This is a genomic window from Streptomyces sp. NPDC050164 (assembly GCF_044459945.1).
Lineage (GTDB): Bacteria > Actinomycetota > Actinomycetes > Streptomycetales > Streptomycetaceae > Streptomyces > Streptomyces coeruleorubidus_A.
Window position 1 is genome coordinate 13576 of sequence record NZ_JBITJK010000046.1, and the last position, 23090, is coordinate 36665.

Annotated in this window: 22 protein-coding genes; 14 read left to right on the forward strand and 8 right to left on the reverse strand. The window is 68.3% G+C overall.

Annotation, left to right across the window (positions count from 1 at the left end; translation table 11 throughout):
* The first annotated feature begins 9 nt into the window (after positions 1-9).
* The 3 genes from ACIBNA_RS38570 (at position 10) to ACIBNA_RS38580 (ending at position 2982) form a co-directional block, all read left to right on the forward strand.
* Positions 10-1041, forward strand: coding sequence for an ATP/GTP-binding protein (locus ACIBNA_RS38570; RefSeq protein ID WP_399169918.1), 1032 nt, complete (start codon positions 10-12; stop codon positions 1039-1041).
* Between the two features lie 150 nt (positions 1042-1191).
* Positions 1192-1866, forward strand: coding sequence for a hypothetical protein (locus tag ACIBNA_RS38575; protein ID WP_399169919.1), 675 nt, complete (start codon positions 1192-1194; stop codon positions 1864-1866).
* Between the two features lie 222 nt (positions 1867-2088).
* Entirely contained in the window at positions 2089-2982 is an 894-nt protein-coding gene (locus ACIBNA_RS38580; protein WP_399169920.1) for a hypothetical protein, read from the forward strand.
* A gap of 266 nt (positions 2983-3248) precedes the next feature.
* Here ACIBNA_RS38580 and ACIBNA_RS38585 read toward each other — a convergent pair whose 3' ends face one another.
* Together ACIBNA_RS38585 and ACIBNA_RS38590 are read right to left on the reverse strand one after the other, a co-directional pair.
* Positions 3249-3386 carry a hypothetical protein gene (locus tag ACIBNA_RS38585; RefSeq protein ID WP_399169921.1) on the reverse strand — a complete coding sequence of 46 codons (138 nt, stop codon included), beginning with the start codon at positions 3384-3386 and terminating at the stop codon, positions 3249-3251.
* 248 nt (positions 3387-3634) lie between these two features.
* Entirely contained in the window at positions 3635-4180 is a 546-nt protein-coding gene (locus ACIBNA_RS38590) for a hypothetical protein (protein WP_399169922.1), read from the reverse strand.
* Positions 4181-4198: 18 nt separating this feature from the next.
* On the opposite strand from ACIBNA_RS38590, the gene ACIBNA_RS38595 reads away from it, so the two are divergent.
* Positions 4199-4969 carry a transposase gene (locus tag ACIBNA_RS38595; protein ID WP_399169924.1) on the forward strand — a complete coding sequence of 257 codons (771 nt, stop codon included), beginning with the start codon at positions 4199-4201 and terminating at the stop codon, positions 4967-4969.
* A 259-nt stretch (positions 4970-5228) separates the two neighbouring features.
* Here ACIBNA_RS38595 and ACIBNA_RS38600 read toward each other — a convergent pair whose 3' ends face one another.
* On the reverse strand, positions 5229-5738 hold the full coding sequence (locus ACIBNA_RS38600; protein ID WP_399169925.1) for a hypothetical protein: 510 nt from the start codon (positions 5736-5738) through the stop codon (positions 5229-5231).
* Positions 5735-5962 (reverse strand): hypothetical protein, encoded by a 228-nt coding sequence (locus ACIBNA_RS38605; protein ID WP_399169926.1) that lies wholly within the window; start codon positions 5960-5962, stop codon positions 5735-5737. The genes ACIBNA_RS38600 and ACIBNA_RS38605 overlap by 4 nt, the downstream gene beginning before the upstream one ends.
* A 518-nt stretch (positions 5963-6480) precedes the next feature.
* Here ACIBNA_RS38605 and ACIBNA_RS38610 point away from each other — a divergent pair.
* Positions 6481-8346, forward strand: a complete 1866-nt coding sequence (locus ACIBNA_RS38610) for a hypothetical protein (RefSeq protein ID WP_399169927.1) — start codon at positions 6481-6483, stop codon at positions 8344-8346.
* A gap of 12 nt (positions 8347-8358) precedes the next feature.
* On the opposite strand, the gene ACIBNA_RS38615 is transcribed toward ACIBNA_RS38610, so the two are convergent.
* The gene (locus ACIBNA_RS38615; RefSeq protein ID WP_399169928.1) at positions 8359-9831 is read right to left on the reverse strand and encodes a hypothetical protein; all 1473 of its coding nucleotides are present in this window, start codon (positions 9829-9831) and stop codon (positions 8359-8361) included.
* A 431-nt stretch (positions 9832-10262) separates the two neighbouring features.
* Positions 10263-11660 (reverse strand): hypothetical protein, encoded by a 1398-nt coding sequence (locus tag ACIBNA_RS38620; protein ID WP_399169929.1) that lies wholly within the window; start codon positions 11658-11660, stop codon positions 10263-10265.
* A 431-nt stretch (positions 11661-12091) separates the two neighbouring features.
* Here ACIBNA_RS38620 and ACIBNA_RS38625 point away from each other — a divergent pair, with 431 nt between their 5' ends.
* The 4 genes from ACIBNA_RS38625 (at position 12092) to ACIBNA_RS38640 (ending at position 18456) form a co-directional block, all read left to right on the forward strand.
* On the forward strand, positions 12092-13414 hold the full coding sequence (locus ACIBNA_RS38625; protein ID WP_399169930.1) for a hypothetical protein: 1323 nt from the start codon (positions 12092-12094) through the stop codon (positions 13412-13414).
* Positions 13415-13530: 116 nt separating this feature from the next.
* Positions 13531-16701 (forward strand): DEAD/DEAH box helicase, encoded by a 3171-nt coding sequence (locus tag ACIBNA_RS38630; protein WP_399169931.1) that lies wholly within the window; start codon positions 13531-13533, stop codon positions 16699-16701.
* Between the two features lie 238 nt (positions 16702-16939).
* On the forward strand, positions 16940-17932 hold the full coding sequence (locus tag ACIBNA_RS38635) for an SEC-C metal-binding domain-containing protein (protein WP_399169932.1): 993 nt from the start codon (positions 16940-16942) through the stop codon (positions 17930-17932).
* Positions 17933-18135: 203 nt separating this feature from the next.
* On the forward strand, positions 18136-18456 hold the full coding sequence (locus tag ACIBNA_RS38640; protein WP_399169933.1) for a hypothetical protein: 321 nt from the start codon (positions 18136-18138) through the stop codon (positions 18454-18456).
* 129 nt (positions 18457-18585) lie between these two features.
* On the opposite strand, the gene ACIBNA_RS38645 is transcribed toward ACIBNA_RS38640, so the two are convergent.
* On the reverse strand, positions 18586-19464 hold the full coding sequence (locus ACIBNA_RS38645) for a nucleoside triphosphate pyrophosphohydrolase family protein (protein ID WP_399169935.1): 879 nt from the start codon (positions 19462-19464) through the stop codon (positions 18586-18588).
* A gap of 123 nt (positions 19465-19587) precedes the next feature.
* Here ACIBNA_RS38645 and ACIBNA_RS38650 point away from each other — a divergent pair, with 123 nt between their 5' ends.
* From ACIBNA_RS38650 to ACIBNA_RS38670, 5 genes are read left to right on the forward strand one after another with little or no spacing between them, the layout of a single operon-like run.
* Positions 19588-19848, forward strand: coding sequence for a phosphopantetheine-binding protein (locus tag ACIBNA_RS38650; RefSeq protein ID WP_399169936.1), 261 nt, complete (start codon positions 19588-19590; stop codon positions 19846-19848).
* The gene (locus ACIBNA_RS38655) at positions 19845-20252 is read left to right on the forward strand and encodes a helix-turn-helix domain-containing protein (RefSeq protein ID WP_399169937.1); all 408 of its coding nucleotides are present in this window, start codon (positions 19845-19847) and stop codon (positions 20250-20252) included. Before ACIBNA_RS38650 ends, ACIBNA_RS38655 begins: the two co-directional genes overlap by 4 nt.
* Positions 20249-21145 (forward strand): ImmA/IrrE family metallo-endopeptidase, encoded by an 897-nt coding sequence (locus tag ACIBNA_RS38660; protein ID WP_399169938.1) that lies wholly within the window; start codon positions 20249-20251, stop codon positions 21143-21145. Before ACIBNA_RS38655 ends, ACIBNA_RS38660 begins: the two co-directional genes overlap by 4 nt.
* A 42-nt stretch (positions 21146-21187) precedes the next feature.
* A complete protein-coding gene (locus tag ACIBNA_RS38665) occupies positions 21188-21679 on the forward strand; it encodes a hypothetical protein (RefSeq protein ID WP_399169939.1) in 492 nt (163 codons plus the stop codon).
* Positions 21679-21975 carry a hypothetical protein gene (locus ACIBNA_RS38670; protein ID WP_399169941.1) on the forward strand — a complete coding sequence of 99 codons (297 nt, stop codon included), beginning with the start codon at positions 21679-21681 and terminating at the stop codon, positions 21973-21975. Before ACIBNA_RS38665 ends, ACIBNA_RS38670 begins: the two co-directional genes overlap by 1 nt.
* A gap of 42 nt (positions 21976-22017) precedes the next feature.
* Here the strand turns inward: ACIBNA_RS38670 and ACIBNA_RS38675 are convergent, their stop codons facing one another.
* Positions 22018-23049, reverse strand: a complete 1032-nt coding sequence (locus ACIBNA_RS38675) for a nucleotide kinase domain-containing protein (protein WP_399169943.1) — start codon at positions 23047-23049, stop codon at positions 22018-22020.
* Between the last annotated feature and the right edge of the window lie 41 nt (positions 23050-23090).

The window sequence follows — 23090 nt, forward strand, 5'->3', positions numbered from 1 at the left end:
ACGCATGCCATGGCTTTCCCTCAAACCCCTGACGCCACCAGCCGGTTCCTGCCGCCGACGACCCACCCGGGCTGGCTGGCCCAGCTCGACCGCGTCATCGACCCGCCCGACCTGGCAGCCTGCCCGCAAACGGAACACCCCCTCGGGCTCGACGACCCACGCATCCTCTACCACGCCACCATGCGCACCGTGCAGACACCGGCCCTGACGAAAGCGGTCGCCGTCGCACGGCGACTATGGCTGGTGGGCGGCCCCCGCAGCGAGGGGCCCCTGCACCTGGCCGTCGACGGACCGGGCGAGACCGGGATGACCACGGTGCTACGGCAGATCGGCCGGGCCTACGAGGGCCTCATCCGCGACCGGCTGCCCGCCGACCCCAAACGGATCCCTGTCATCCACATCAACACCCCGCTGGCCCCCAGCAGCAGGCTGGACATGTCGGTCCCGTTCGCCGAGTTCCTGGGCCACAAGCACACCAAAGACCCCGAGACCAGCCAGCGCAGCACCGACATGACCGGACCCGTCTGCCACGTCATGAAGACCCGCGGCACCCGCCTGGTCCTCGTCGACGGCATCGACCGGCTGGACAACTCCGAACTGAAGACGGCCTTCGACTACTTCGGCTACCTCGCCGCCGAATGCAACGTTTCCTTCGTCTACTGCGGGCCCGGCGCCCGCGAGATCGTCAACGAGGCCCGGCGCGGCAAACGACCCGCACCGCCCGACGGCGGCGGCGCAGGCGGCATCCCCACCCTGGCTGTCACCCCGATCCCCTACAGCGCAGACGACTACGAGTTGTTCCACCAGGTCGTCAAGGCCCTCGATCAGGACCTGCGCCTGCACCAGCACCGTCCGGGCGACCTGCTCAAGCTCGCCGCCCACCTGCACCGTCGTACCGGCGGCTACATGAAGCCGCTGTCGTACCTGGTGTGCCAGGCCGCGCAGGAGGCCATCGAGACCGGCATCGAGGCCATCACCGAGGAGCTGCTCGACAGCCAGCTGGTGGGCCGCTTCGATGATGATCCGATTCTGCAGATCTGACACGCATCCGTTCAGATCATCCGCTCGTTGCACTCCATGTCAGGCACCGCTTACGGCAGCGCGACAGGCACCGGCAGCCGCGCTCTGCTAGACACCCCGCCCCCGTCGGCGGCCGACCTGCCGCCACTTCCCCGAAGGAACCTTCTCCCCGTGGCCAAGCGCAAAGCCAAAGCCGCCCGCCCCCGCCAGGCGCCCACCATCGTGGTAGCGGACGCAACCGAGATCGGAACCTCGCCAGGCGTCCTCATCGTTAGAACTGGTCCCCTCACCAAAACCCCCACGGTCCTCACCCTGCCCGCCGAGACCGTCGACTCGTTCGTGTCGACCTTGCAAAAGGCAGCCTGCGCAGCAGAAGAGGAGTACTGGGGCCTTCTGCCCGCCTTCCGAGCTGGGGCCGCCAGTGAGGACAGCACCGAGTTGGCACGAGCCAAGGAGACGTGGCTTCTTTCCCAGCCCTGGCAGCAGGAGATGCGGCGGGTACTGGGCCAGCGGAGCGATCGTCTGTTCTTCATGGACTACGTCGGACACGTCGCCGTCGTCGCAGCTCCGCCCTACGCGGCCACCCCTCACCTGCTCATCTTCGACCCGCTGCAACTCCACCGGCTGGCCCCAGCGTTCCGGCAGGCCGCCGACCGGGCACGGCACAGCCCGCCGGCCGCCACGGCCGATCCAGTGCAGCGGCTTGCCGCGGCGCACCTCGAATGGTCCTCCCTCCCCTGGCCGCGCCACCCGGTCGCCCTGCCCACCCAGCAGCAGGCAGACACGGTCATCACGGCGCTGCGCACCGAATTCCTGCGCCGAACCCCGCTCCTCAAGGAGCACTGAACGCTCCCGGCCAACCGCCCAGCCTGTCCTCGCGGGTCGCGGTAGCGCGCAAGCGGGCCGTGCTGCCTGCCGGCCAGGTCGGTCCCCCAGTGCCGCTGCGGCCCCATAGGCCCCAGGCCGGACAACGGGCCTGTCCCTCTCATGTCTCTCTTTTCTCTTTCCCCCCAGGCGCAGCGCGCCGCACTGGCGTGCCGCGCCCCACCTCAGAACAGGGAATGCCTGATGGAGCAGTACCGCACATGGCTGGAAGTGCGTTTCCGAGATGACGACGGCCAGGACGGCCCCTGGCAGCGCTACGACCAGGTGATGGATCCCTACTACTCGCAGGCCCCCCGCAGCGAGCAGATGTACGAGGACGACAGCCAATGGCTTCCGGGCACTGTCCAGGAACGCGCCCAAGACGATCTCAACGAGGCTCTCGACACCGTCATCGACGAGCAGTACCTCGCGCGCGTGGTACGCGATGGCCCAATGGATGTGCGTGTCCGGCTCGTGGAAGAAGGCTCCGGCGACACCCCTGACAAGGTCATTGCCGTGTACACGCCGTCCCCCGAGCAGGAAGCCCGGGCGTATCTGAAGTCAGCCCTGAGCGGCTACGACGACGTACGGGACGATCTGCGCTGGCGGCTGCTGCGGGCATACCGGGCGGGTGTCGCTGCGGACGAGCTCATCCGTGAGACCGCTGGACGGATCGAAGCCGCCGAAATCCACGCCCTGTTCGAGGCTGACCGGCTAGCCGAGGCCGCCCGCGCCGTCATCGCCGGCTGGGAGGACCCGGAGGATCGGGCAGCGGTGATGGTCGGGAGGGACAACTCTGTCCTTGTCCTGCTGCGGACCTCATTCCAGCAGGAAATCAACTACGAGGAGATGTGCCGCAGCGACGGCCACTACGGGTACGAAAACTGCGAAGACGACGACTGGTGGGGATACAAGGACGGCGTGCGCGACGCTGAAGCGCTGTTGCAGCTCCTGGCCGAGCACTACGCGGTCACTTGCGGTGGCCGCCCGGCGACGGCGTCCGACCTGGCCCCGACGGATCCCGCTCAATGGGGCCAGGTACGGATCACTCCCAAACCGTCCCTGGCTCAGGCACCCTGTCTGCTGCAGGCGCCCTGAAAGGTTCCTGGTGGCTGGTGCGGGATGCGCGCGCACCCCGCACCAGCCACCAAGGGCCGCGCGTCAGCACGACCGCCAGTGAGGCGAATCCCCCCGCTCAGAAGGGAGGTTCGGCATGGACACCCGCGCCGGCTCCGCGAGCCGGGCACCTGGGAGTGTTGCAGGGCCAGTTGCCGGCGATGCCCATCGTCGTGCGAGCTGACGCAGCTACGGACGGCCATCCAGCCGCCAAGCCGATGGAATCCCGCGGCCCGCACCAGGCGGCCTCAGGGTGAGTCCTCCTCGTCGAGGTCCAGAGCGGTCAGACGGCATCTCGAGCCACGGAAGTCCAAGGCCTCTGCGGCCAGGAAGGCGCCGAGGCCGAACCCTTCCCAGGGATGGTCCAGTTGCACATTGAAGAGCACCAGGAGGTCGTAGTGTCCTTCCAGGCCAAGTTGATGGATCTTGCTACCCGGTCCTCCCAGGCTGCGAAGACCCTCGACGCCAGGGGCCGAGCTGTACTCCAGTCCGTCAACGCTCCCAGGGTGTGTTCCTCTTGCCACCAGCCCATACGCGCCAGTGTTTACAAGAGAACTCCAGCCTCAAATCCTGTGGAGGACCGGGCAGTTTCAGTGGGTCGAGCGGGCCGATCTGCCGGGGCACGCCCCGCTGCTCACTGATCGGCACGGGCCGGGGGGATCACGCAGTGCAGGAGACGAACCTGGTCTGCGTTGATCGCCAGCTCGTGCTCTTGGTAGTCCCAGTCGTCGGCAGTGTCGGCGTCGGCAAGGTTGAGCCGCTCGGCGAAGTACTGGGCGTGCTCGGCAGCGGGCAAGCCCGCCGTGACCGCGGCCTCCATGAGCTCCGCCATGAGGTCACCTTCGACATGGCTCACCCAGTCCCGCTCCTCGCGGTGGCGCACGGCGAACAGGGCGGTCTGCTCGCGGACAGTCTCGTCACCGCCCGCAATCGTGTGCGCCTCGCACAGAGTCCGGTAGCAGGCGGGCCGTTCAGGGCACCGAGGCTGGTCACAGAGTCTGTGAGCGTCACCCCAGGGTCCTGCCCCGAGGTGGAAGCGCCGCCGGGTGTCGCTGATCACCACGCCGTCCAAGCTGGCGGTCTCGATCGAGAGCTTGCGCTGCTCGAGCAGCAGACAACCGGATGCCAAAAGGTTGACGGCAGCCAGAACGCTAAGGGCTGTCCCGTAACTGCTGGTCACGGATGAGATGATCTTGCTGTGTCTGGTGTGATCACGGCGTCGGAGCCCTCCTGGATAGCCCCGTTCACCGGGCTGAGCCCGCGCCAGTTCGGCAAGCTGATCACCGCTCTGCGGCGTGAAGGTGCGGACCCGGTGCGCAAGGGCCGGCCGTGGAGCCTGCCGCTGGAGGACCGCGTGCTGCTGGTCGCCGCGTACTGGCGGACGAACCTGACCCTGCGCCAACTGGCGCCGCTGTTCGGGGTGTCCAAGTCCGCCGCCGACCGCATCATCGATCACCTCGGGCCCGCGCTCGCGCTCCAGCAACGCAAGCGGTTCCGCAAGGACACCGTGCTGATCGTCGACGGCACCCTCGTCCCCACCCGCGACCACACCATCGCCGAGCAGTCGAAGAACTACCGGTACTCGACCAACCACCAGGTCGTCATCGACGCCGACACCCGGCTCGTCGTCGCCGTCGGCCGACCGCTGCCCGGCAACCGCAACGACTGCAAGGCGTGGGAACTGTCCGGCGCGAAAGACACCATCGGGAAGGCCACAGTCATCGCGGACGGCGGCTATCGAGGCACCGGCCTGGTCATCCCACACCGCCGCGAACGCGGCCAGGCCGACCTCCCGGCCTGGAAGGAAGAACACAACGCTTCCCACCGCAAGGTCCGCGCCCGCGTCGAGCACGTCTTCGCCCGCATGAAGGGCTGGAAGATCCTTCGCGACTGCCGACTGAAAGGCGCCGGCGTTCACCACGCCATGCTCGGTATCGCCCGCCTGCACAACCTCACCCTCGCCGGGTGACGCAGAAACTGGCAGGTCACCCAGCCTGCCAAAGATCATTTACGGGACAACCCTTAGTGCGGGCAATAGGAATTCCCAGGATGGCCGAGTGATAGACCACCCAGTCGCTGCAGCGGTGCGCGGGAGTGCGGGAGGACTCCTCGATGAGGGCCCAGGCCGAGAAGGGAGTGGCGGTGGGATTGCTGGGCGGTGATGCGAGCGGGTGGGTACTTGCAGTGCCATTCACGGCGTGGCTCCGTTGCATGTGGGGCTGGAGGGGTCAGAGGTGATGCATGTCGGTGCAGGGGCAGTGCGAGCACGGCTCACCCTGCCCTGCGTTGCCGGGATGGCACGACCAGTCGTGCCCGCAGGCGCACAGGATGCCGCCATTGGCGGCGGAGAAGGAGCAGATGTTGCAGGCCGCGCTCTCCGGCTGAGGGCTTTCGGGGGAAGAAGTCCGGAGCTGTTCGGGCAGGTGCTCGAGCAGCTCCCGCGGCAGGGCGGAGCGGCCCTGGTTGAGGACGATCTCGCACAGCTCGTGGTCGAGCCAGGCTTGGGCTGGATCGTCGGTGTTGGCGATCAGCCAGCTGCGGAATCCGGCCGGCGCGTCGTCCAGAAGTGCCAGTTTCCCCCGGCTGGCAGTCTCCAGTACGTGGGTGAGGCGGGTGGCGAGTTCGCCACCGAGCTCGTGGCGGTCGGCTGCGGCCTTGCGCGCGTGCAGCAGCACGCTGGTGCCGTGCGGCTGGAGGGTCAGTTCGTTGGGCAGAGCGGCGCCGGATGCCCCGTTCACGGGATCGGTGTGCCAGGGGAGGTCAGGCGGCTGGTGTACCAGTCTGTGAATGTCATCGGGTCGGCAGTCTGGCTGCTCCATCCCCAGTCGACTACACAGCCGCAGGCCTGCTTCAGCGGCGTCCAGGCGATCTGCGCCGCGCGTGTCTTGGTGCTTCGGCGCTGGCTGGCGTCGTGCAGTCCGCGCAGCTTGTGGCGCGGCTTGTTCTTCTTCGTACGTCCCATGGATGACCCCTGCTTCGTCACGGAGATGACCTGGCCCCTTTGGCCGACGGTGTCTCTTCCCACAGGACAACGACCGATGAGACGAAGAGCGGTGAATGTGATCACCTTCTCGCTACTTCGTGTGATGGTCGAGCATGTACGCGATCCCGACAGTTAGGCGTATGACGCCCGTTCCGGCAGGCTCCGCTTCTGCCGTCGGACAAGGGCGTCTGCCTGGTGATGACGTCACGTCAACTCTCCGCCACGATGCCGGGTTGACGCTTCGCAAGACCCCCCGCAGCACCACCTGTGGGTGCCTTCCAGCGGGCGCTTCGGGATCGTGCGTGGGCAGCGCGGTGTCGTGGCGGCGGTCTTTCCCTCGGAGGTGCCTGCGCGAGGCTGCCCGGCCGGAAGGTCACGCCCGAGAACGCGGGGTGGCTGATCATCCGTGCGGATGAGATGCGACGGCGCCCGTCTCGTGCGGCGCGCGCTGTTCGTTGGCGCCAGGGCACTCGGCCATGCGGGCCGGGCGGAGGGAGATGTGCGCGGTGCGTAGGCGGTCTTTCATCATCGAGCGACACGAATTCCAGGTCCAAGGCGACTGGGTGGGTCAGGTTTTCACCGGCGTGGTGACCTTGCTCGTGGGCTGTTCCGGGTCCGGCAAGTCGACGGGTTTCGAGTCGCTGCTGTATCCGCTGGGCCTGAACAGCGGGAAGATCATGCATGCGGTGCGGGCGTGTACCCAGGTCCGTCTGGTGTTCCGTGTCGGCGGTACGCGGTGGCAGGCGACGCGGCCGGCGGTGCACCGGGGCGGCTATGTATCCTTCGAAAATCTCAGCGACCCGGCGGTCGGCGAGGTGCGTCGGCCGGTCGCTCGCGGGCGCGGCGGCGAGCAAAGCGCCAGCGAGTTCGTGATGGAGTTGCTGGGGATCCCGATCCTGGGCAGCGGCGGGGGCCGGGTCGGGCTGGCCGAGGTGGAGCGGTGGATGGCGCTGCGGCAGTCCACCATTGCCACCGCTTACCTGGGCGGAGGAAGCGACGCGGTCCGCCGGCTGACAGGGCGGGTGTTGCTGGGCCTGCACGACGAGCACATCGACGCCCTCCAGCAGCGGTTTCAGGAGGCCAAGTCGGCCCACGCACAGGCGAAGGCGTCGGCCGCGGCGATGCTCGCGGCGCGCCGTGACGCCGGGCTGCCCGGCCCGATGGACCTGGAGGCGACCGAGCAGCTATGGAAGCAGGAGCACGCGGCCGCGGCCGAGCGGGTGAAGCAGGCTCAGGGGGAGCTGAGTAAGCATCAGCGACACGTGGCCGAGCTGGACAAGCAGCGCGACCAAGCGAAGACGGCACACCAGTCGGCGCGCCGCCATACCGGCGCTGTGGAGGAGCGGCTACGGCAGGCCCTGCGCCATGAGGGACGTCTGGAAGGCCGCCTGGAGGGGCTCCGCAAGCAGGCGTCCGTGCCGCAGCACTGCCCGCAGTGCACTCAGGTGCTGCAGGCGGACGGCCTTCCCAATGACCACTGCCGGGTGTGCAAACAGCCAGACGCGCTGCACGCGCAGCGGCTGGCGGGCCAGGCGGCCCTCCTCGCGGAGGCGGAAAAGTCGCTCGCCTCGGCCCGGCAAGCCTGCGGGCGGCTGGAAACCGAGCTGGCACGGGCACAGGAGACGGAAGATGCGGCCCGGGAAACGGTACGGGCGGTAGAGCAGTCGATTGGTGACTTCACGCGTTCCACCCTCAACCCTTGCCGGGCGTCCGCCCTCACGCACGAGAAGGAGGCCGCTCACCTGGCCGGACGCCTGGAGCAGCTGCAGGAGCGCATCAAGGAGGTCGGGGTGCTGGCGGCGCTGGAGGCAGAACGGGACCGGCTGCTGGAGGCGAAGGACCAGGCGCACGAGGCGTGGAAAGAGGCGGAGAAGAAACTCGCTACCGAGCTTAAGCGTCTGGTGGAGCAGTGGTCGCACCACTTCCTGGCCCGGCTCAGGGCGGTCAACCCCGACGTGCGCCACGCCCACATCGACCCCGAGACGTTCCTGCCCCACGTGGACGGGCTGGCCTTCGACGACCAGGCGGTGGCCGGCGGCCCGCAGACCCTGGCCAACCTCTGCGCCATGCTCGCTCTGCGCGATCTGGCACGTTCGGTGCCGACGGTGCTGCTCCCGCTGTTCTTCATGGTCGACTCGCCGCTCAGCGGCCTAGGCGGCCAGGGACTGGACGGGCAGATGGCCGAGCGGCTCATGGAGCAGCTCGCCGACGCGGCCGCCGACGCGGACGCGGACGGGACGCCGATGCAGATCATCGCCGCGGTCAACGATCCTCTGACCCGCCCGCTGACCGGGGTGCGCGAGATCCGCCTGGACCGCAGCAACCGCTACATCCCCGCCCAACTGGAAGGTGAGGCAGCCTGACCGACACAACAGTCAGTGCGGCTGGCCGACCGGGTCTTCGCGTCCGTCGGCCGGCTCGCCAGTCAGCCGGCGCGCGGCACGGGAGTCGTAGTCGGGCGCCAGCAGGCGCTGGACACCGGCGACGTACTCGGTACCCGACTGGCCCCCAGGCGCCGCCAAGACGCCGGCGTGGACCAGGTTGGCGGACACGACCCGCATGGTCGGTACGGTCGGGCCGGACCAGCCACGGAAGTCGGGCACGTCCACCGTGGGTGCTCGGCCCGACGCCCGCCATGCAGCCTGCCGCACCTGGCGGTTGCCGCTGAAGGCACGGTGCGCCGCGAGGTCGGCCAGAACCCGTGCCGTGGTGCCCGCCGCCAGCCTCAGCCGTTCGTCCGTCTCCGGTGCCACATCCGGCCCCAGCGCGCGCAGGGCCTGGGGGTCCAGCCGCAGCAGCAGATCCGCCATCGGCTGGGTGAGCATCGGGGTGGGCAACAGATCCGCGAGCAGGAAGCGCACCTGGTCCTGAAGCGGGTGCGGAACGTCCAGGTGGCAGTGGGCGACGGCGGTGGCAAGCAGGCAGACCTCCGGGCGCTCCCGCCCGTCGCCGTGGCAATGCTCGAGCATGAGGCGCAACTGGCCTTCTTCACCGGCCAGCAGTTGCAGTGCGGATGCGGCCGGAGTGTCGCCCAGCCACCGGATGAACTCGGCCGGGGTCTGGACCAGCCCGCCAGTCTGGGCCATGCGATACCAGGGTGCGGCGGCATACATGCACCAGGGCACGAGTCCGATCATCTGCTCCAGGTGATCAAGGTCAGTGCGTGGTCGACGGAGCGCGATGGAGCAGATGCGGGAGCTCACCTCTTGGCGGGGGCCTTTGTCGCCGTAGCTGTGGAGGTTGTGCAGCTCATAGAACAGCGCATCGGCCGTGTGGCTCAGCGGTGCTTCCAGGCGCTCGACATGCTCCCGGGTGTGCCAGCGTTCGGAAAAGCTCAAAGCTTCGCGATCGATGTCGGGCAGCAGGGGGATGTGGGTCCTGACCGGCTCAGGCAGACGCATCACCGTCGGGGAGCTCGGCGGGAGAGGCCCGCCCAGACGTGCGCGCAGGCTGGTTGCCATCTCAGCCCAGGCGGTGGCCGCGTCGGCTGCACGTTGCGCCATCACCCGTTCTTGGCGCAGCCTGCGTCCCTTGGCAGCGCCTTGCTCGTTCAAAAGCGGAACGCCCGCGGCAAGGCGCTCGGTCAGCTCCTCCTGAAGGACACGCTTCACTTCGGCGGCCGGCACCTGAGCTCGGACGACCTCCACCGCCGGGGTGTGGCCGGCTTCCTCCAGCTCACACACCCAGGTGGCCACCGCATGGGCGGTGGGCCGCTTCTTCAACACAGCCTGCGCGAGTGACAGCTGGGTGGGGACGGGGATCTGGCCCAGATATCGCTGGGTGTTGTCCCGGGGATCAACCAGCGCGTAGATGACCCGGGCGCCGGCGGAGGAACTGGTTGTGGACATGAGCGTCGATGCTAGAGGGCGGGACACCGCCGAAGGGGGCAGCAGCCACCCCTGCGAGTGGTGCCATTCCCCCGGTGACGTCGTACCCCCTCGAACGGGCGTTGACGAAATCACGGTGTCAGCACCCGACCTGCTCAAGATCCGTCGGCGCGTCGCACGCGCGTCGGGCGGCTCGGCACCGCAGCTGGCGGCCCACGCACCCGGGACCACGGAGGGCCAGCGAAGGCGTCCAGATGCCAGCAGACCGGTTCTGCCCGCAGTTCTCGCGGGCCGCAGCCGACGCGCCCGGGATACCGGGCTGAACGCTGGCTGTCTCCTGCCCGCCGAGGCGGGGCCACGCCTTGCTCGTCTCCCCGATCCGATCACAGGCCGGGGCTGGCCCCGCCCTCCCCGCCCCTTCGGCTTCCGCGCCGCCCCTAACGGGCGGGCGCTCAGGGGGCGGACGATCGCGAGGTCGCCGTGACGCTCAGGTAGTGGGCGTATTGTTCTTCGGTCAGCCGCTGCCCCGACCAGCCGCTGCAGAACGAGCACATGGGCCCGTTCCACCGCCAGAACTCCCCCAGCTCCAGCAGCTGGGCGAGGGAGATCCGCTCCAGGTGCGGCCCCAGAGATCTTGCATGCTGGCAGGCGTCGCCCACCCCGTGGGAACGGCCCATATACCGGCCGTGCAGGTTCGACCCGTACACCCACACTCCGGCTAGCGGCCCCAGCCTGCTGGGATCTGCCCGGAAAGGGCTCACGTCAAAGGAGTCAGCGGAGAAGGTCACCGCGTCGGCAAACGCCTTGTGCAGTCCGAAGTGGACGTCTCGGATCCGCGCGCCCAGGCCTCGCAGATCCGTTTCGCTCGTCACTTCGGCGGCCAGGGCCAGCGCTGTTCGCTTGTCGCGGCTGTCCCACCCGGCCTGCTGGCAGCGGCCCTGCAGATAGAGCAGGGTGTCCTGGGCGCGCACACTCCCGATGGTCTTCAGCCAGCCCTCCCGCGGCCGCGGTTGCTGATCCACCGCAAGGACTCCTCGCGCTGCCGCACTCGTCGGCTCGGGAACGGGCTCGGGCTCGGGCTCGGGCTCGGGCTCGGGCTCGGGCTCGGGAACGATCGTGAGTGCGGTGGCTTGTGGACGGTAGGCCTGCGCGAGCTGGAGCAGTTCCTGCCGCTTCTGGGCCAGCAGCTCACCCGGCTGCCGCAGGGCGGGGTCCAGCAGGTAGATGCCGTCCTGGAAGTGGGTGAATCCGATGCTCTCCCACAACGCAGCGATCTTGCGGCGGGCTTGCTGCCGGTAGGACTCGGACACCTCCTCCCGGTTGTCGGGCCACTCGGCCATGCCGGGTTCGGCGGCCACCGCGCAGCAGCCGCCGGACAGGCGCCGGATCGCCTCTGCTGCAAGGACGGGACCGAGTCCGAAGCCGCGCCACAGCCGGTCCAGGACGACTCGGTCGAGGATCAGCAGGTCACCGACCGGGCATTCGATGGCTTCGTCAAAGGCATCGGTGTACTGCCCGGTCCGGGGGTCGAGGAGGGTGGAGGCGATGGATTCCAGATCACCCGACTGGGCGTCGGCGGCCTCCCATCGGTTGTCCGCGGTGTAGTCACGCAGCCGGCACAAGAGCAGGTAGCCGATCTCCGTGCCCTCCTCGATGGCCCGCTCGCAGACCTCGCTGCACCCCTGGGGGCACTCCTCGTCCTCTTCGTGGAAGAGGCGCACCGAGACGTGCCACTGCTCCAGGGTGTCCTCGAAGTCGTAGGGCTCGATGGGATGGCCGTGCGTGTAGACCAGGCGCAACCGAGCCGGGTCACCGGGCAGTTCGCGTGCTGGACGGCGGGATGCAGTCATGTCTGGGGAGGGTAGTGGGCAGGTCTGACAACCGCCGCGGATGCGACCCAGAATGAAAGACTTGTGCCCGTCCGGAGCGCGCGTGGCGCAGGCATCCTGTGGGTCCTGCGCTGGCCTGCCGGGAAAATGGTGCTGAAACGCCTTACCCAGACGTGCCGACCGGCTATGGTCTTTCACGGACCCGGGTTGTCGATCGTATCGACGGCACCAGTCACGTTTCGATTCTTGCGCTGCCCGGAGATGCGGCTGTACCGCGCCTACCAGCAGCTTTCCCTGTCGTGTGCGGTTGGCCCCTGGCTGGCCGCGGTCGTTGGAGCGCTCCTGTGACAGCCCCACCGGTTTCGGCCGTGCCCCGTACGTTCTTCTGCGAGCACGCAAGCAGCAAGAGCCGTGTCCTTGTCCTGCTGGCCCATGCGAATGGGCCAGCCTGCGTGCAGGCCGTGTTCACCTGCCGGGATGCCCACGTGGCCCAGCATGCGGCCCGGTTGCTGTCGTCCGCCGCTCTCAACGGAGCCCTCACTGAACGGCAGAAGATCACGGCACACAAGATCGCCACGGCGCTGCCGGACGCCCCGGCCTCGTCCTTCCGTCAGGCCCTGGAGCGCGCTCGGGCCGGCGTGTGGCCAAGCGCCGCCCAGACGTTGTTCGCGTGGCCCGCCGACGACCCGCTCGAAGAGCCGGCAGAGGACGAGCCCGAGCTTCCCGTCTCGGCGACCCGCTCACCGAAGGACGCCCGGCTGGCCGACCTGCCGGGCCCGGTGGTCCGGGTGGTGCAACTGCGTGAGTTCCACGTGTACGACCAGACCAAGGTGCTCGCTGCCGCGACAGCCGGCGGCTGGGAGCCGATGCCGGATGAGGAACTGGGCGAGGACGATCCACACGACCTCGTGGGCGCGGTCATGTTCGCTGCCGAGACCACGGGAGAGTTGCCCGGCATGGACTGGCTGACAGATGCGCAGGAAGGCGGACTGCTGCTGTCCGCACGGGGAGACGAGGTCGCCGACTGGTCGACCGAACCTGTACGCATCAACTTCGGTACCGGCTGGCGGCTCCAGCAGGCCGCCAACCCCTATGCTGCTTCCCCGCGAAACCCCGGTGCCACTGCGGCTGTGCCCGAGGAGCCGCAGCCGGACTTCGCCTCGCTGTTCGCCTTGCCCGCGGCATGCGACTGCGAGGAGGAAGACTGCCAGAAGTGCCGCTGGACTTTCACGCCGCGCACGGCCGATCTGCTCTTCAGCGCGCTGGACGAGCTTGCTGAGGCAGCCTACGACGACGCCGCCGAGTTGGGCGATCGTCCCGTCACCGAGGACGATGACGGTGCCTGGGGCTTCTTTGCCCGTCTGCCACAGGTGACGTGGCGCCAGAGCATGCAGTGGCGGCGCAACGTGGCCCGGGCCTGCGACGATCTGGCAGGCGACCTCAAGCGCGGAAGCTGGCCGCGGCCCTCCTGCGCGGCCGAGGAGATAGTCTTGCACCTTGCCCTCGGCGACGCGCCCGCCCACCTGGAAGATGGCGGCAGCGCGCATGCAGCGCTGCCCAAGCACCGTGACGACTACGACTTCGACGCCTGCTCGGACTTCTTCTTCCAAGACCACGACGTGCTGTGGCTGTACGACAGCAAGTACGGCGAGGGCTCCGGTGGAGCGGACGGCACGGAGTCCTCTCCCATCCCCCCCGCCTTGCAGCCGGACAACTGGTTCGAGGACTTCCTCAACGTCCCCCGGCGCTCTCCCGAGCGCGCACACCGGCGCTGAACCCCGGGCACCGTCCCGGCTGCGGAAGCCGATCCCGTGACTCTCGCATCTGCCTTCCCCGGCCTGCCCGGCCCACCGCCGGCTGGTGCCCAGATCCGCAACAGAGAGCCCTTCGTATGAACGTGAGCACCCAGCCCGTGTGGGCTGAAGAGCGATTCGAGCACAACAAGGTCCGCCAACTCCTAGTCCCCGGCAGCACGCTGAACGTCACGGACGAGGACGGGCTACTGCGTGTCTCCAACACCTACGGCAGCTGGCCCGCGGTGCGCACGGCATCTGACGCAGCCAATGGTCTGACGGCCGTGCTGCCCAGCCGCTCCGGCCGGGATGTGCGCTGGCAGGGCAGCCTTGCCTGTGCGCCACAGACGGTGGTGGAGTCGTATCGGGAGGCCATCGGCTTTCGTCCGTACGGTGAGCCGCGCAGCCTGCGCCGCCCGCAGATCGGCGCCCTGCACGCGGTGATGGGCCATTGGGCCGCGGGGCTTGCCGATCCCGGCATCGTGGTTATGCCCACCGGCACCGGCAAGACCGAGACCATGCTGGCGTTGCTGGTGGCGGCGCGGATGGAACGGCTGCTGGTGCTGGTGCCCAGTGCGGCGCTGCGGGACCAGATCGCGGGAAAGTTCGAAACGCTCGGCATCCTGCAGCAGGAGGAGATCGTCATGCCCGCCGCCTTGCGGCCGCGGGTGGGCCGGCTCGAACGCGGGTTCAAGGACCCGGAGGAGGCGGCCCGGTTCGTTCAGGCGTGCAATGTCGTCGTCGCCACCCCACAGATCCTCAACAGGAGCGTGGGAAATGTGCGGATGGCTCTGCTGTCCTCGTTCTCCCATCTGATCGTGGACGAGGCGCATCACTCCCCCGCGGAAACCTGGGCGCGGGTAATCGATGACTTCTCCGAGCGTCCGGTGCTGTTGTTCACCGCCACCCCGTTCAGGGAGGATGGCCGCCGCCTGCCCGGCCGTACCGTGTTCCGTTTCCCCCTGCGGGAGGCCCAGCGGCTGGGCTACTTCACACGCATCAACTACCGGGCGGTGTTCGGTATCGAGGACGTCGACCGGGAGCTGGCCGAGCTGGCCGTGGGCCAGTTGCGCGCCGACCGGGCAGTGGGGCACGACCACTTGCTGATGGCGCGGGCCGAGAGCATCCCGAAGGCGGAGGAACTCGGCTTGCTCTACCAGGAGTTGGCGCCCGAATTCAATCCCACCGTGGTCCACCAGAACGTGGGCGTCACCCGCCGCAAGGCGGCCGTGCAGGCGCTGCGGGAGCGCGAGTGCCGCGTCATCATCTGCGTCGACATGCTCGGCGAGGGATTCGACGAGCCCGCCCTGAAGATCGCGGCCATGCACGCGGCCCGCAAAAGTCTGAGCCCAATGATCCAGTTCATCGGCCGCTTCACCCGGGCCGCGGGCGGACTGGGCGAGGCCACCGTTTTCGTCGCGCAGGAACCGGGTGCAGGCGCCTCACCACTGCGCCGCCTACTGCGCGAGGACGCCGACTGGAATCATCTGCTGCGCGACCTCACCGACCGCGCCACCCTGGCCGCGGAGGAGACCAGCGCCTTCGACACCACCTTCACCGGCGCGCCCGAAGACGTAGCGGTCAGCGTGCTGGAGCCGAAGATGAGCGCGGTCGCCTACCGCGCGTCCACCCCGGAGTGGAAACCCGAGGCCGCCCTCGCGCTGTGCAAGGACAACGAGCGCGTCCTGGACGACCGGATGGCCCTGGGCGGCGAGGACTCCCCCGTCGCCTGGTACGTCATCGAACGCCGCACCCCGGTGCGCTGGGGCGCCCCGCAGGAGTTGGAGCAGGTCGTCTACGAGCTGATCGTGCTCTACTTCGACACCACCAGGCGGCTGCTGTACATCCACGGCTCGGAGAAGTCGAGCACCTACAAAGACCTGGCCGAGGCAGTATTGGGCGAGGACTGCGAACTGATCAACGGCAAGCGCACCTTCCGGGTGCTGGCCCGCCTGGACCGGCTGGTGCCCACCAACGTCGGCCTCAAAGACGCCCGCGATTACTTCACGCGTTTCTCCCTCCACGTCGGCAGTGACGTCTCGCAGGGCTTCACCACCGCCCAGGAGCACAAGAGCCAGACCCACATTGCCACGTCCGGCTTCGACGACGGCGACAGCGTCTCGATCAGCGCGGCGCACTCGGGCCGGTTCTGGTCCCCCACCACCGCGCCGAGCCTGAAGGCCTGGACCGACTGGTGCGACCAGCAGGGCACCAAGCTGCTGGACAGCACCATCAACCTGGAGCAGGTCTTCGACGGGTTCATCATCCCCGAGGACATCACCGCACGGCCGCCGTACGCGCTGCTGGGCGTGGAATGGCCGTGGCAGGTCTACCTCGGCTCCCGCGACCGGTACACCCTCACCTACGAAAACGTCCGTTACGCGCTCACCGACGTCGACTTCGAGGTCGACGACTACTCCCCCACCGGCCCGTTCCTGTTCTCCCTGACGACCCCCGCCTGGCGGGTCGCCTATCAGGCTGATTACGGCACCAAAGGCCTAGTCTACCGGCCGCGCGAGCAGGACGCCGTCATCGTCTCCAGCGGCCCCACTGCCGAGCCGGAGCCGCTGGAGGAATGGCTCAACGCGCACAGGCCCGACCTGTTTCTGGAGGGCGACCGCCTCATCGACGACGAGGGCAAACTCATCGCCCCGCGCTACGCCCGCCGCCCCTACGACCCGGCTCTGCTCACGCCACTGGATTGGCAAGGCGTGGACCTCAGCAAGGAGTCACAAAAGCCCGAGCGCCGGACCGACTCCATCCAGTACTACATGTCGGCCCACCTGCAAGCCACCGGCTCCTTCGACGTCCTCCTCGACGACGACGGCTCGGGCGAGGCAGCCGACCTCGTCGGTCTCAGGGTCGACGGCCGCTGCCTGGATGTGACGCTCGTGCACTGCAAGTACTCCTCCAAGCCCGCGCCCGGCAAACGGCTGAACGATTTGTACGAGGTGTGCGGCCAGGCCATGCGCAGCGCCAAGTGGCGGCGCGGGAACGCCCTGCCCCTGCTGGACCATCTGCACAACCGAGCCATCCGGTACGCCCAGCGCAACGGCGGCATCTCGGCATACGAAGTCGGCGAACCTAAGGCCCTGTTCGCCATCCGTGACCAGGCCCGCCTGCTGCGGCCCCGCTTCCACACCGTCATCGCCCAACCCGGCCTTCAGGCCCGCAAGGCCACCAACGAGCAACTCCTGCTACTTGCCGGCGCGGAAAAGTTCGTCCGGGACACCAGCGCCGGCGACTTCACCGTCTACTGCAGCCGGTAGCGCCACGGCCCGGACACGCGGTCGGGCGGCTGCAGGCGTTGCCCGGCTGTCGTCCTCATGTCCACCCGGACGATAGGCACGCAGGTGCTGCTCCGTCGCGGGCAAGAGCGGGGTGGCCCGGGAGGGAGATTGGGCTCGTGCATCGTCTTTGCGGAGACGTCTGCCGGTTTGGCCTGCATGATGAGTTCTTGTTCGTACGGCCTGAGCGTGATCGGGCCGAGTGTGAAGGGGGATGAGAGTGAAGCACACGCCGCAGGGGACGGTTGCGTTGCCCCGAAGGATGAGCCACCTTGAGGTTGACCGCCGCGGCTATCCGGTGATTGCGACGGTTGACCGCAGCCCGCAAGAGGTGCATTTCGGAGGCATCAGCGAGCGGCGCAAGCTGGCATTGGCCGCGTTCGACTGGTGTGCGGTGTGCGGCATGCCCTTCGCGGACGAGCTGCGCTGGCAGATGGTCTTCCAGGACGGGCCGTTGCCGGCCTCCGTCATCAGCGGGGAGGCCCCAGTGCATGAGGTGTGCGCACTGTATGCGGCACAAGTGTGCCCCTACCTGTACTCCCATCGCTCACGCCTGGGAGACGAGATGCGTAAGGGAACGGTGCGCGACCCCATGGTGCGGTTCGCGGGCTTTAGGTCCACCAGCGCAGTGCACGCCTACGAGTCGCAGTTGCAACCCGGCATCTTCACCCTGCACTTCGAACACCGAGGCCAGGCGGATGAGTTCTCCTACCGCACTCCGGACGAGATCAGCGGGCGGTTCTCCGATGCCCTGGAGCAGGAGGAGGACCTTCCAGTCAGCGATGCGGAAGGCGTGCTCATCCGGTTGTTCAACCGGCTGGATGAGGGAGGAGAGGTGGCCGGTGCGGCGCTCGCGGCAGGGGCCGCCTTCGCCCGGGACATCTTCGAGGTGCAGGGATTTGGCCCCTACCGCGGCAAGAGCTACGCGACCGTCGCCGGACTGCTACTCAAAGGCACCGAGCAGGAAATCCGCGATTTCTCCAGCGGCGCAGGGGACGAGGCATTCAGCGCCGTCGGCCCCTGGGTGCTCGAGCGGGACGGCCAGTTTCCCACGCCGTTGCAACGCTGGCGCGCCCGCGGCCAGAGCATGGTCCGCCGCCCCGCCCCTTCCCTGCCACAGGGGCCCGGGCGCAATGTGACCAAGAACGCTCCCTGCCCCTGCGGGTCTGGGCGCAAGGCCCGCCGCTGCCACCCTTCCGGAGTTGCCGGCTAACAGCGCCTCACGCAGCGCCCGGCTGAATCGTCCCCGGCCGACCGGTGTCGGTACTGTCCCGCGATGGACTCGGTATCGCCTGTCTGCAGCACAACATCGTGCCGCACCATGCCGACGGGTCGTTATAGGCAGGCAGGTGTTGAGGCGCCGGACGGAAGAGGACTGCGATGTCATACGGCTATGGCGGAGGCCCGAATTGGCCGATGATCCGCGCCAAGCAACGCGCTGAGAGCGAGGCTGACGATGCCCGCCGTCGCAGCGCACAGCTGCAGGCAACGGCATCAGAATGGCAGGCAAAGTTCGAGGCGCTGGCCGAGCGCGTGCGGGAAGCCGCGGATCGTGCAGGCGGGGAGCACCAGCAAGAAGACGGCTGCTTGTGCCGCTCCTGCTGGGATTCGGTGATCACGATGATCGTTGAGGAGCCGCGAGCCGGGGAGAGGGCCACCGGGCATTTCGGCAACTCCGCCGGCACGCTCTCCTTCGACGATCTGTTTGGCCGTTCCACCCCACCGGGGCGCAACTGACGAGTCCGAGTGGGCGTCGCCGGCTGTACTGCCGTCGGCTGGGCCAACGACAGCGCCCGCGCGCTATCGCGCCGCCCGGCGCTCGTGTGGGGAACGCCCTCGACCAGGGCGTTCCCCACTGCCGGGCCGTCAGTTCCGAGTGACAGTTAGGGTGCGCTGGTCAAGGTCGAGGTGGACGACGCCGCCGTTCTGCTCGCGCAGCCGGCGCCAGGCGGTGTAGCCGGTGAGGATGGCGTGCTCCCAGTCCGCGGCGCGGCAGATGCTGACCTCCAGGTGGGCGGTCATATGGCCGATGGTGGCGAGGAGTTCGTGGTCGATGTGCTTGATGTCGGCGAGGTAGCGGTGGCGGGCGGCGTAGGAGAAGACGAGGGCGGAGATGCCTTCTTCGATGGCGATGGCGCGGCCGCCGTCTTCGGCTTCGTCGGTGCGGGGGGCGCTCTTGCGTTTGCGGCCCAGCAGGAAGCGGGTGACGGGGGACCAGCCCAGCACGGTGGCGTGGGCGAGGTGGAAGATGTCGTGGAAGCGGTAGTCGTCTTCGACGTGGGAGGCGCTGGTGAGCGGGTCACCGGCGGGGGTTCCGTCTTCCCGGGTAAGGATGATGACGGTGCGGCCGGCGTCGGTCTTGGTGGGCGTGAAGGTGAGTGAGGTCTGCCGGGGCAGTTGCTCGTGGGCGGGAAAGCCGGCGTCGAAGGGGGCGTGCTCGTCGCGGGGGGTGGGGCGCCAGCGGTCCTTGGTCTTCTCCAGGTTGGCCGCGGCGACGTCGTCGAGGTCGAGTCCGAAGCGATGGGCGAGTGCGGCGACGTACCACAGGACGTCGCCGAGTTCTTCGCGTAACTGGTGTTTGCCCTGCTCGAAGGCAGGTCCGTCGCGCAGGAACTTCTTGTAGGCGGTGGTCAGGGATCCGACTTCACCGGCGAGGCCGAGGAGGGGGACGAGTACGGGATCGGTGCCGTCCACGGGGGGCTGAAGGGTTTTGAGGGCCGCTTCCTGGTAGCGCTTGAAATCCACACTCACACCTGTCCGATCTTGAGACAACTTTGTTGGCTTTCTCGACAGTGTGTCGTATGCTACGACAGCGCCGTTGGAAATGCAGACGATTGGGGAGAGTTGTCGAACACAGGCACACCAAGCATGGACGACATCACCTCGGTCGTCATCGGCTTCCTCGCCGAGCACGAGGGCGTGTCGCCAGACGAGCTCCGCTCCGAACTGGAGCAGGGCGGCCAGGAGTTGCCCGTGGATTCGCTTCTGGTGGTCGAGATTCTCACACGCATCGAGGAGCGCTACCAGGTCGCCATTCCCGCAGACCGGGAAGCGGCCCAGGCGACCGGGTCGGTGCAGGCATTCGCCGCGGCGGTCCTGGACGCGATCGAAGAAAGGCAGCAGTCATGACCCCTCCCCCTTCCGATACCCGTGACCGCGATCCCGAGCTGGTGCGGCTCGGTGAACGGCTGAAGAAGACCCGCGACTACTTGAACATGTCCCAGCAGTTCGTCTCGGACTCCACCGGCATCCCCCGCTCGGCCATCAGCGACATCGAGCGCGGCGAGCGGCGTGTGGACAGCCTGGAGCTGAAGAAACTGGCGCGCCTGTACCGGCAGCCGGTCGCCTATTTCCTGGCCGAGGAGAAGGACGCCGACGCCAGCGAGTACTCGCTGGCGGGTCTGCCGCGGGCGCTGGCCCAACTCACCGACGGGGATGCCAAGACCGTGCTGGAGTTCGCCGAATACCTCACACTCCGACGCGCGGCAGAACGCGAGGAACAGGACGCCGACGACGGGAGTCCGACGGCGTGAACTGGGGCTTAGCACACCGGATCGCGTCGATCGCAGCCGTCCAGGCGCACCGCGACCTCGGCATCGACCGCACGCAATACGTTCACGTGCACCGGGCGCTGGGAGCGGCGGACGTGATCGGGATGGCGCAGCCGATGCCCCGGCTGTTCGGCGTGTACTTCTCCCCCGCCGACCGAGGGCCAGCCGTGATGCTGAATGCCTCGCTGAACGCGGTCACTCAGCGGCACACTGCCGCACACGAGTTGGGCCATCACCGGCTGGGCCATCGCACTGCGGCGGACCAGGAGCTCGATCCCGCGTTGCGCTGGGGCAACGGCAGCTGGCCCGAGGAAGAGAAGACGGCGGAGGCGTTCGCGGCGTGGTTCCTGATGCCTCTGCCGGCGGTGCGGGCGGCCCTGGAAAGGATTTGTGGCGGCCGCCCGTCGTCCCCCGAGCACGTCTACCGGGTGGCGCGCGAGCTGGGTACGTCGTACGCCGGGACGGTACGTCACCTGGTGAATCTCCGGCTGCTGGATGCCGGCCGGGCCGGCCGGTGGGCCAAGATCCCTCCTGCCGGCCTGCGTAGCTCACTTGCGGGAGGGGCCTCGCTGCCCGGGCAGGCCCAGGTGCACGTGATCACGACGGCTTCCGAGGGGCAGACGGTGTACGCCGACGCGAGCGATGTGCTGGTGCTGCACCTGGACAACGCGGTCTTCGACGTACTGCCCAAGGGACTGGAGCGATGGACCAGTGATGGCACGACGCCGCTGGCGAGCGCCGTGGTGACCGACGAACTCCCCCCGGGCGAGCAGGGCCTGATCGAGGTCGCGCTGCCGATGCACGACGCCGCGCTGCGGCTGACGGTGGTGCGCGATGCCCCGCGTGCCGGGGTCGACGAGACCTGGCCCGACTGAGCCCGGCTCCCCGGACCACACCCGTATGTGTCAGGAGGACTGATGCACACCTTCACCGTGACCGAACGCGACGTCACCCAGGCCTGGGTCGCCGCCTGCAACAAGCTGGACCGCAAGGACAACCCTGACCGGACCGGCCTGCACACGGTGGTGCGCATCTCCGATCCGACAAGCGACGACCTGGTGTTCCGCGCCGAACTGGACCGGCTGCGCACCACTCGCGGGCTGTGGCCGCTGGAGACCGTGGCCAGCACCCTGTTCCCCGCGGCCCTGGCGGCACGGTGTGCCGGCCCGGATGATCTCGCCAAGCGCTACCGGCAGATGTATCAAGTGATCAAGCGTTACCCGGGCAACCACCGCGGCACGTACTTCGGCCGCCTGGTGTCCTACCCTACGGCGTCGAAGAGCGGCGTCGACCAGCTCGGCACCGTCATCGGCCGGCTGCGGGACCAGGCCGCGGGCACCAAGATAGCCGCCGCCTACGAGATCGACATCACCGCAGCCGCGGACACGCAGGAGCCGGCGCGGACCTGATGGTCCACACCGCGGGGAAGGACAACAGCTACATCGGCTTCCCCTGCCTGAGCCACATCTCCCTCCAACTGGACCGCGACCGGCGGGTGCACGCCGCGGCCCTATACCGCAGCCACTTCATGTTCGAGCGCGCCTACGGCAACTACCTCGGACTGGGCCGCCTGCTGGCCTACATCGCCCAGCAGGCCGAACTGGCCTGCGGGTCCCTGACCGTGGTGGCCGGCCACGCCCGACTGGACGGCCCCATCACCCAGCTGCGCCCCCTGCTGACCGGCACCGGCCGCCTGGCGGCATGACGGCAGCCGCCCTACGGCGTGCGGGCGTCACCCGCGGCAAGCTCAGTGTCCGGGCGGCTCGTTGAGCCGCCACTTGGGGGGAAACCAGGCCGGTACCGGATCGGCCTGCTGCCGGTAGGTCTGCTTAATGCGACTGCGGCCACTGATCCCGGCGATGTCCGGATGGGCGACCCGGGCATACTTGTCGACCTCGCAAAACAGGTTTTGGCAATCGATCAGCTGCAGCGGGCGCCCTCGCAGTCCCGCGAAGGAAAGGCCCAGGCGGGCGAAGTGCTCGTCCTGAGTGTCGGCCATGTAGCGGATGACGTCCGCCTCGATGCCGTCGGCTGATGCCCCGAAGCACTTGCGGATCCCGTCGCGCGCCCCTGGCCCGGCGACGACGAAGTCCATCTCCGAAAACGGCATCGCGGCCGCGTAGTTGAGATCGATCACGAACTGGTAGGCCAAAAACGGCCCGATCGCCGGGAAGCCCAGCAGGACCTGGTAGGCGGCCTGCAGCGTCGGCGCGGACAGCACACGCTGCGGCGCGTCCGCCTTCATCATCATCTCCAGCAGCCGCAGATGGTTCTGGTGCTTGCGCTGCTCGCCGAGCTGCGGCGGGGGCACGATGTAGGCGGCCGAGTACAGCCGCTGTCCCGCGGTGAAGGCCTGTGAGAGCACCCGGTCAAAGGTCCGGTAGTCGTAGGCGTCCCACCGGACCTCTCCCAGCGCGGCGTTCAGCAGCTGCCAGGTCGAGGTCTTGTTGAAGATCTTGAACAGGAGGGTCCGGAAGAAGACTTCCTCCCACGTCTGCTCGCCCCGGTAGATCACGCCGCCGATCAGGTCTTGGCTGACCCGGTCGGCGGCCCGGAAACAGTTGGTGAAGCGGTGTCGCTGCAGGATCGGGTCGTTAGTGAACGGTCCCGATCCCCCGGCAAGCCGCGCCTCGTAGACCTTCTGTCGCGCCGCCGCGAAACGCCAGTAGGTGTCGAACACCGGCGTCAATGTCAGCGTGCGGCCCGCCACACGGATCTTCCTCGCAGGGCCGCGGTCTAAGACCCGTTGCTCTGCACGCTCTTGCAGCACCGTCACCATGGGGTCAATATATATTCGATATAGATAGATGTCAGCGAGGG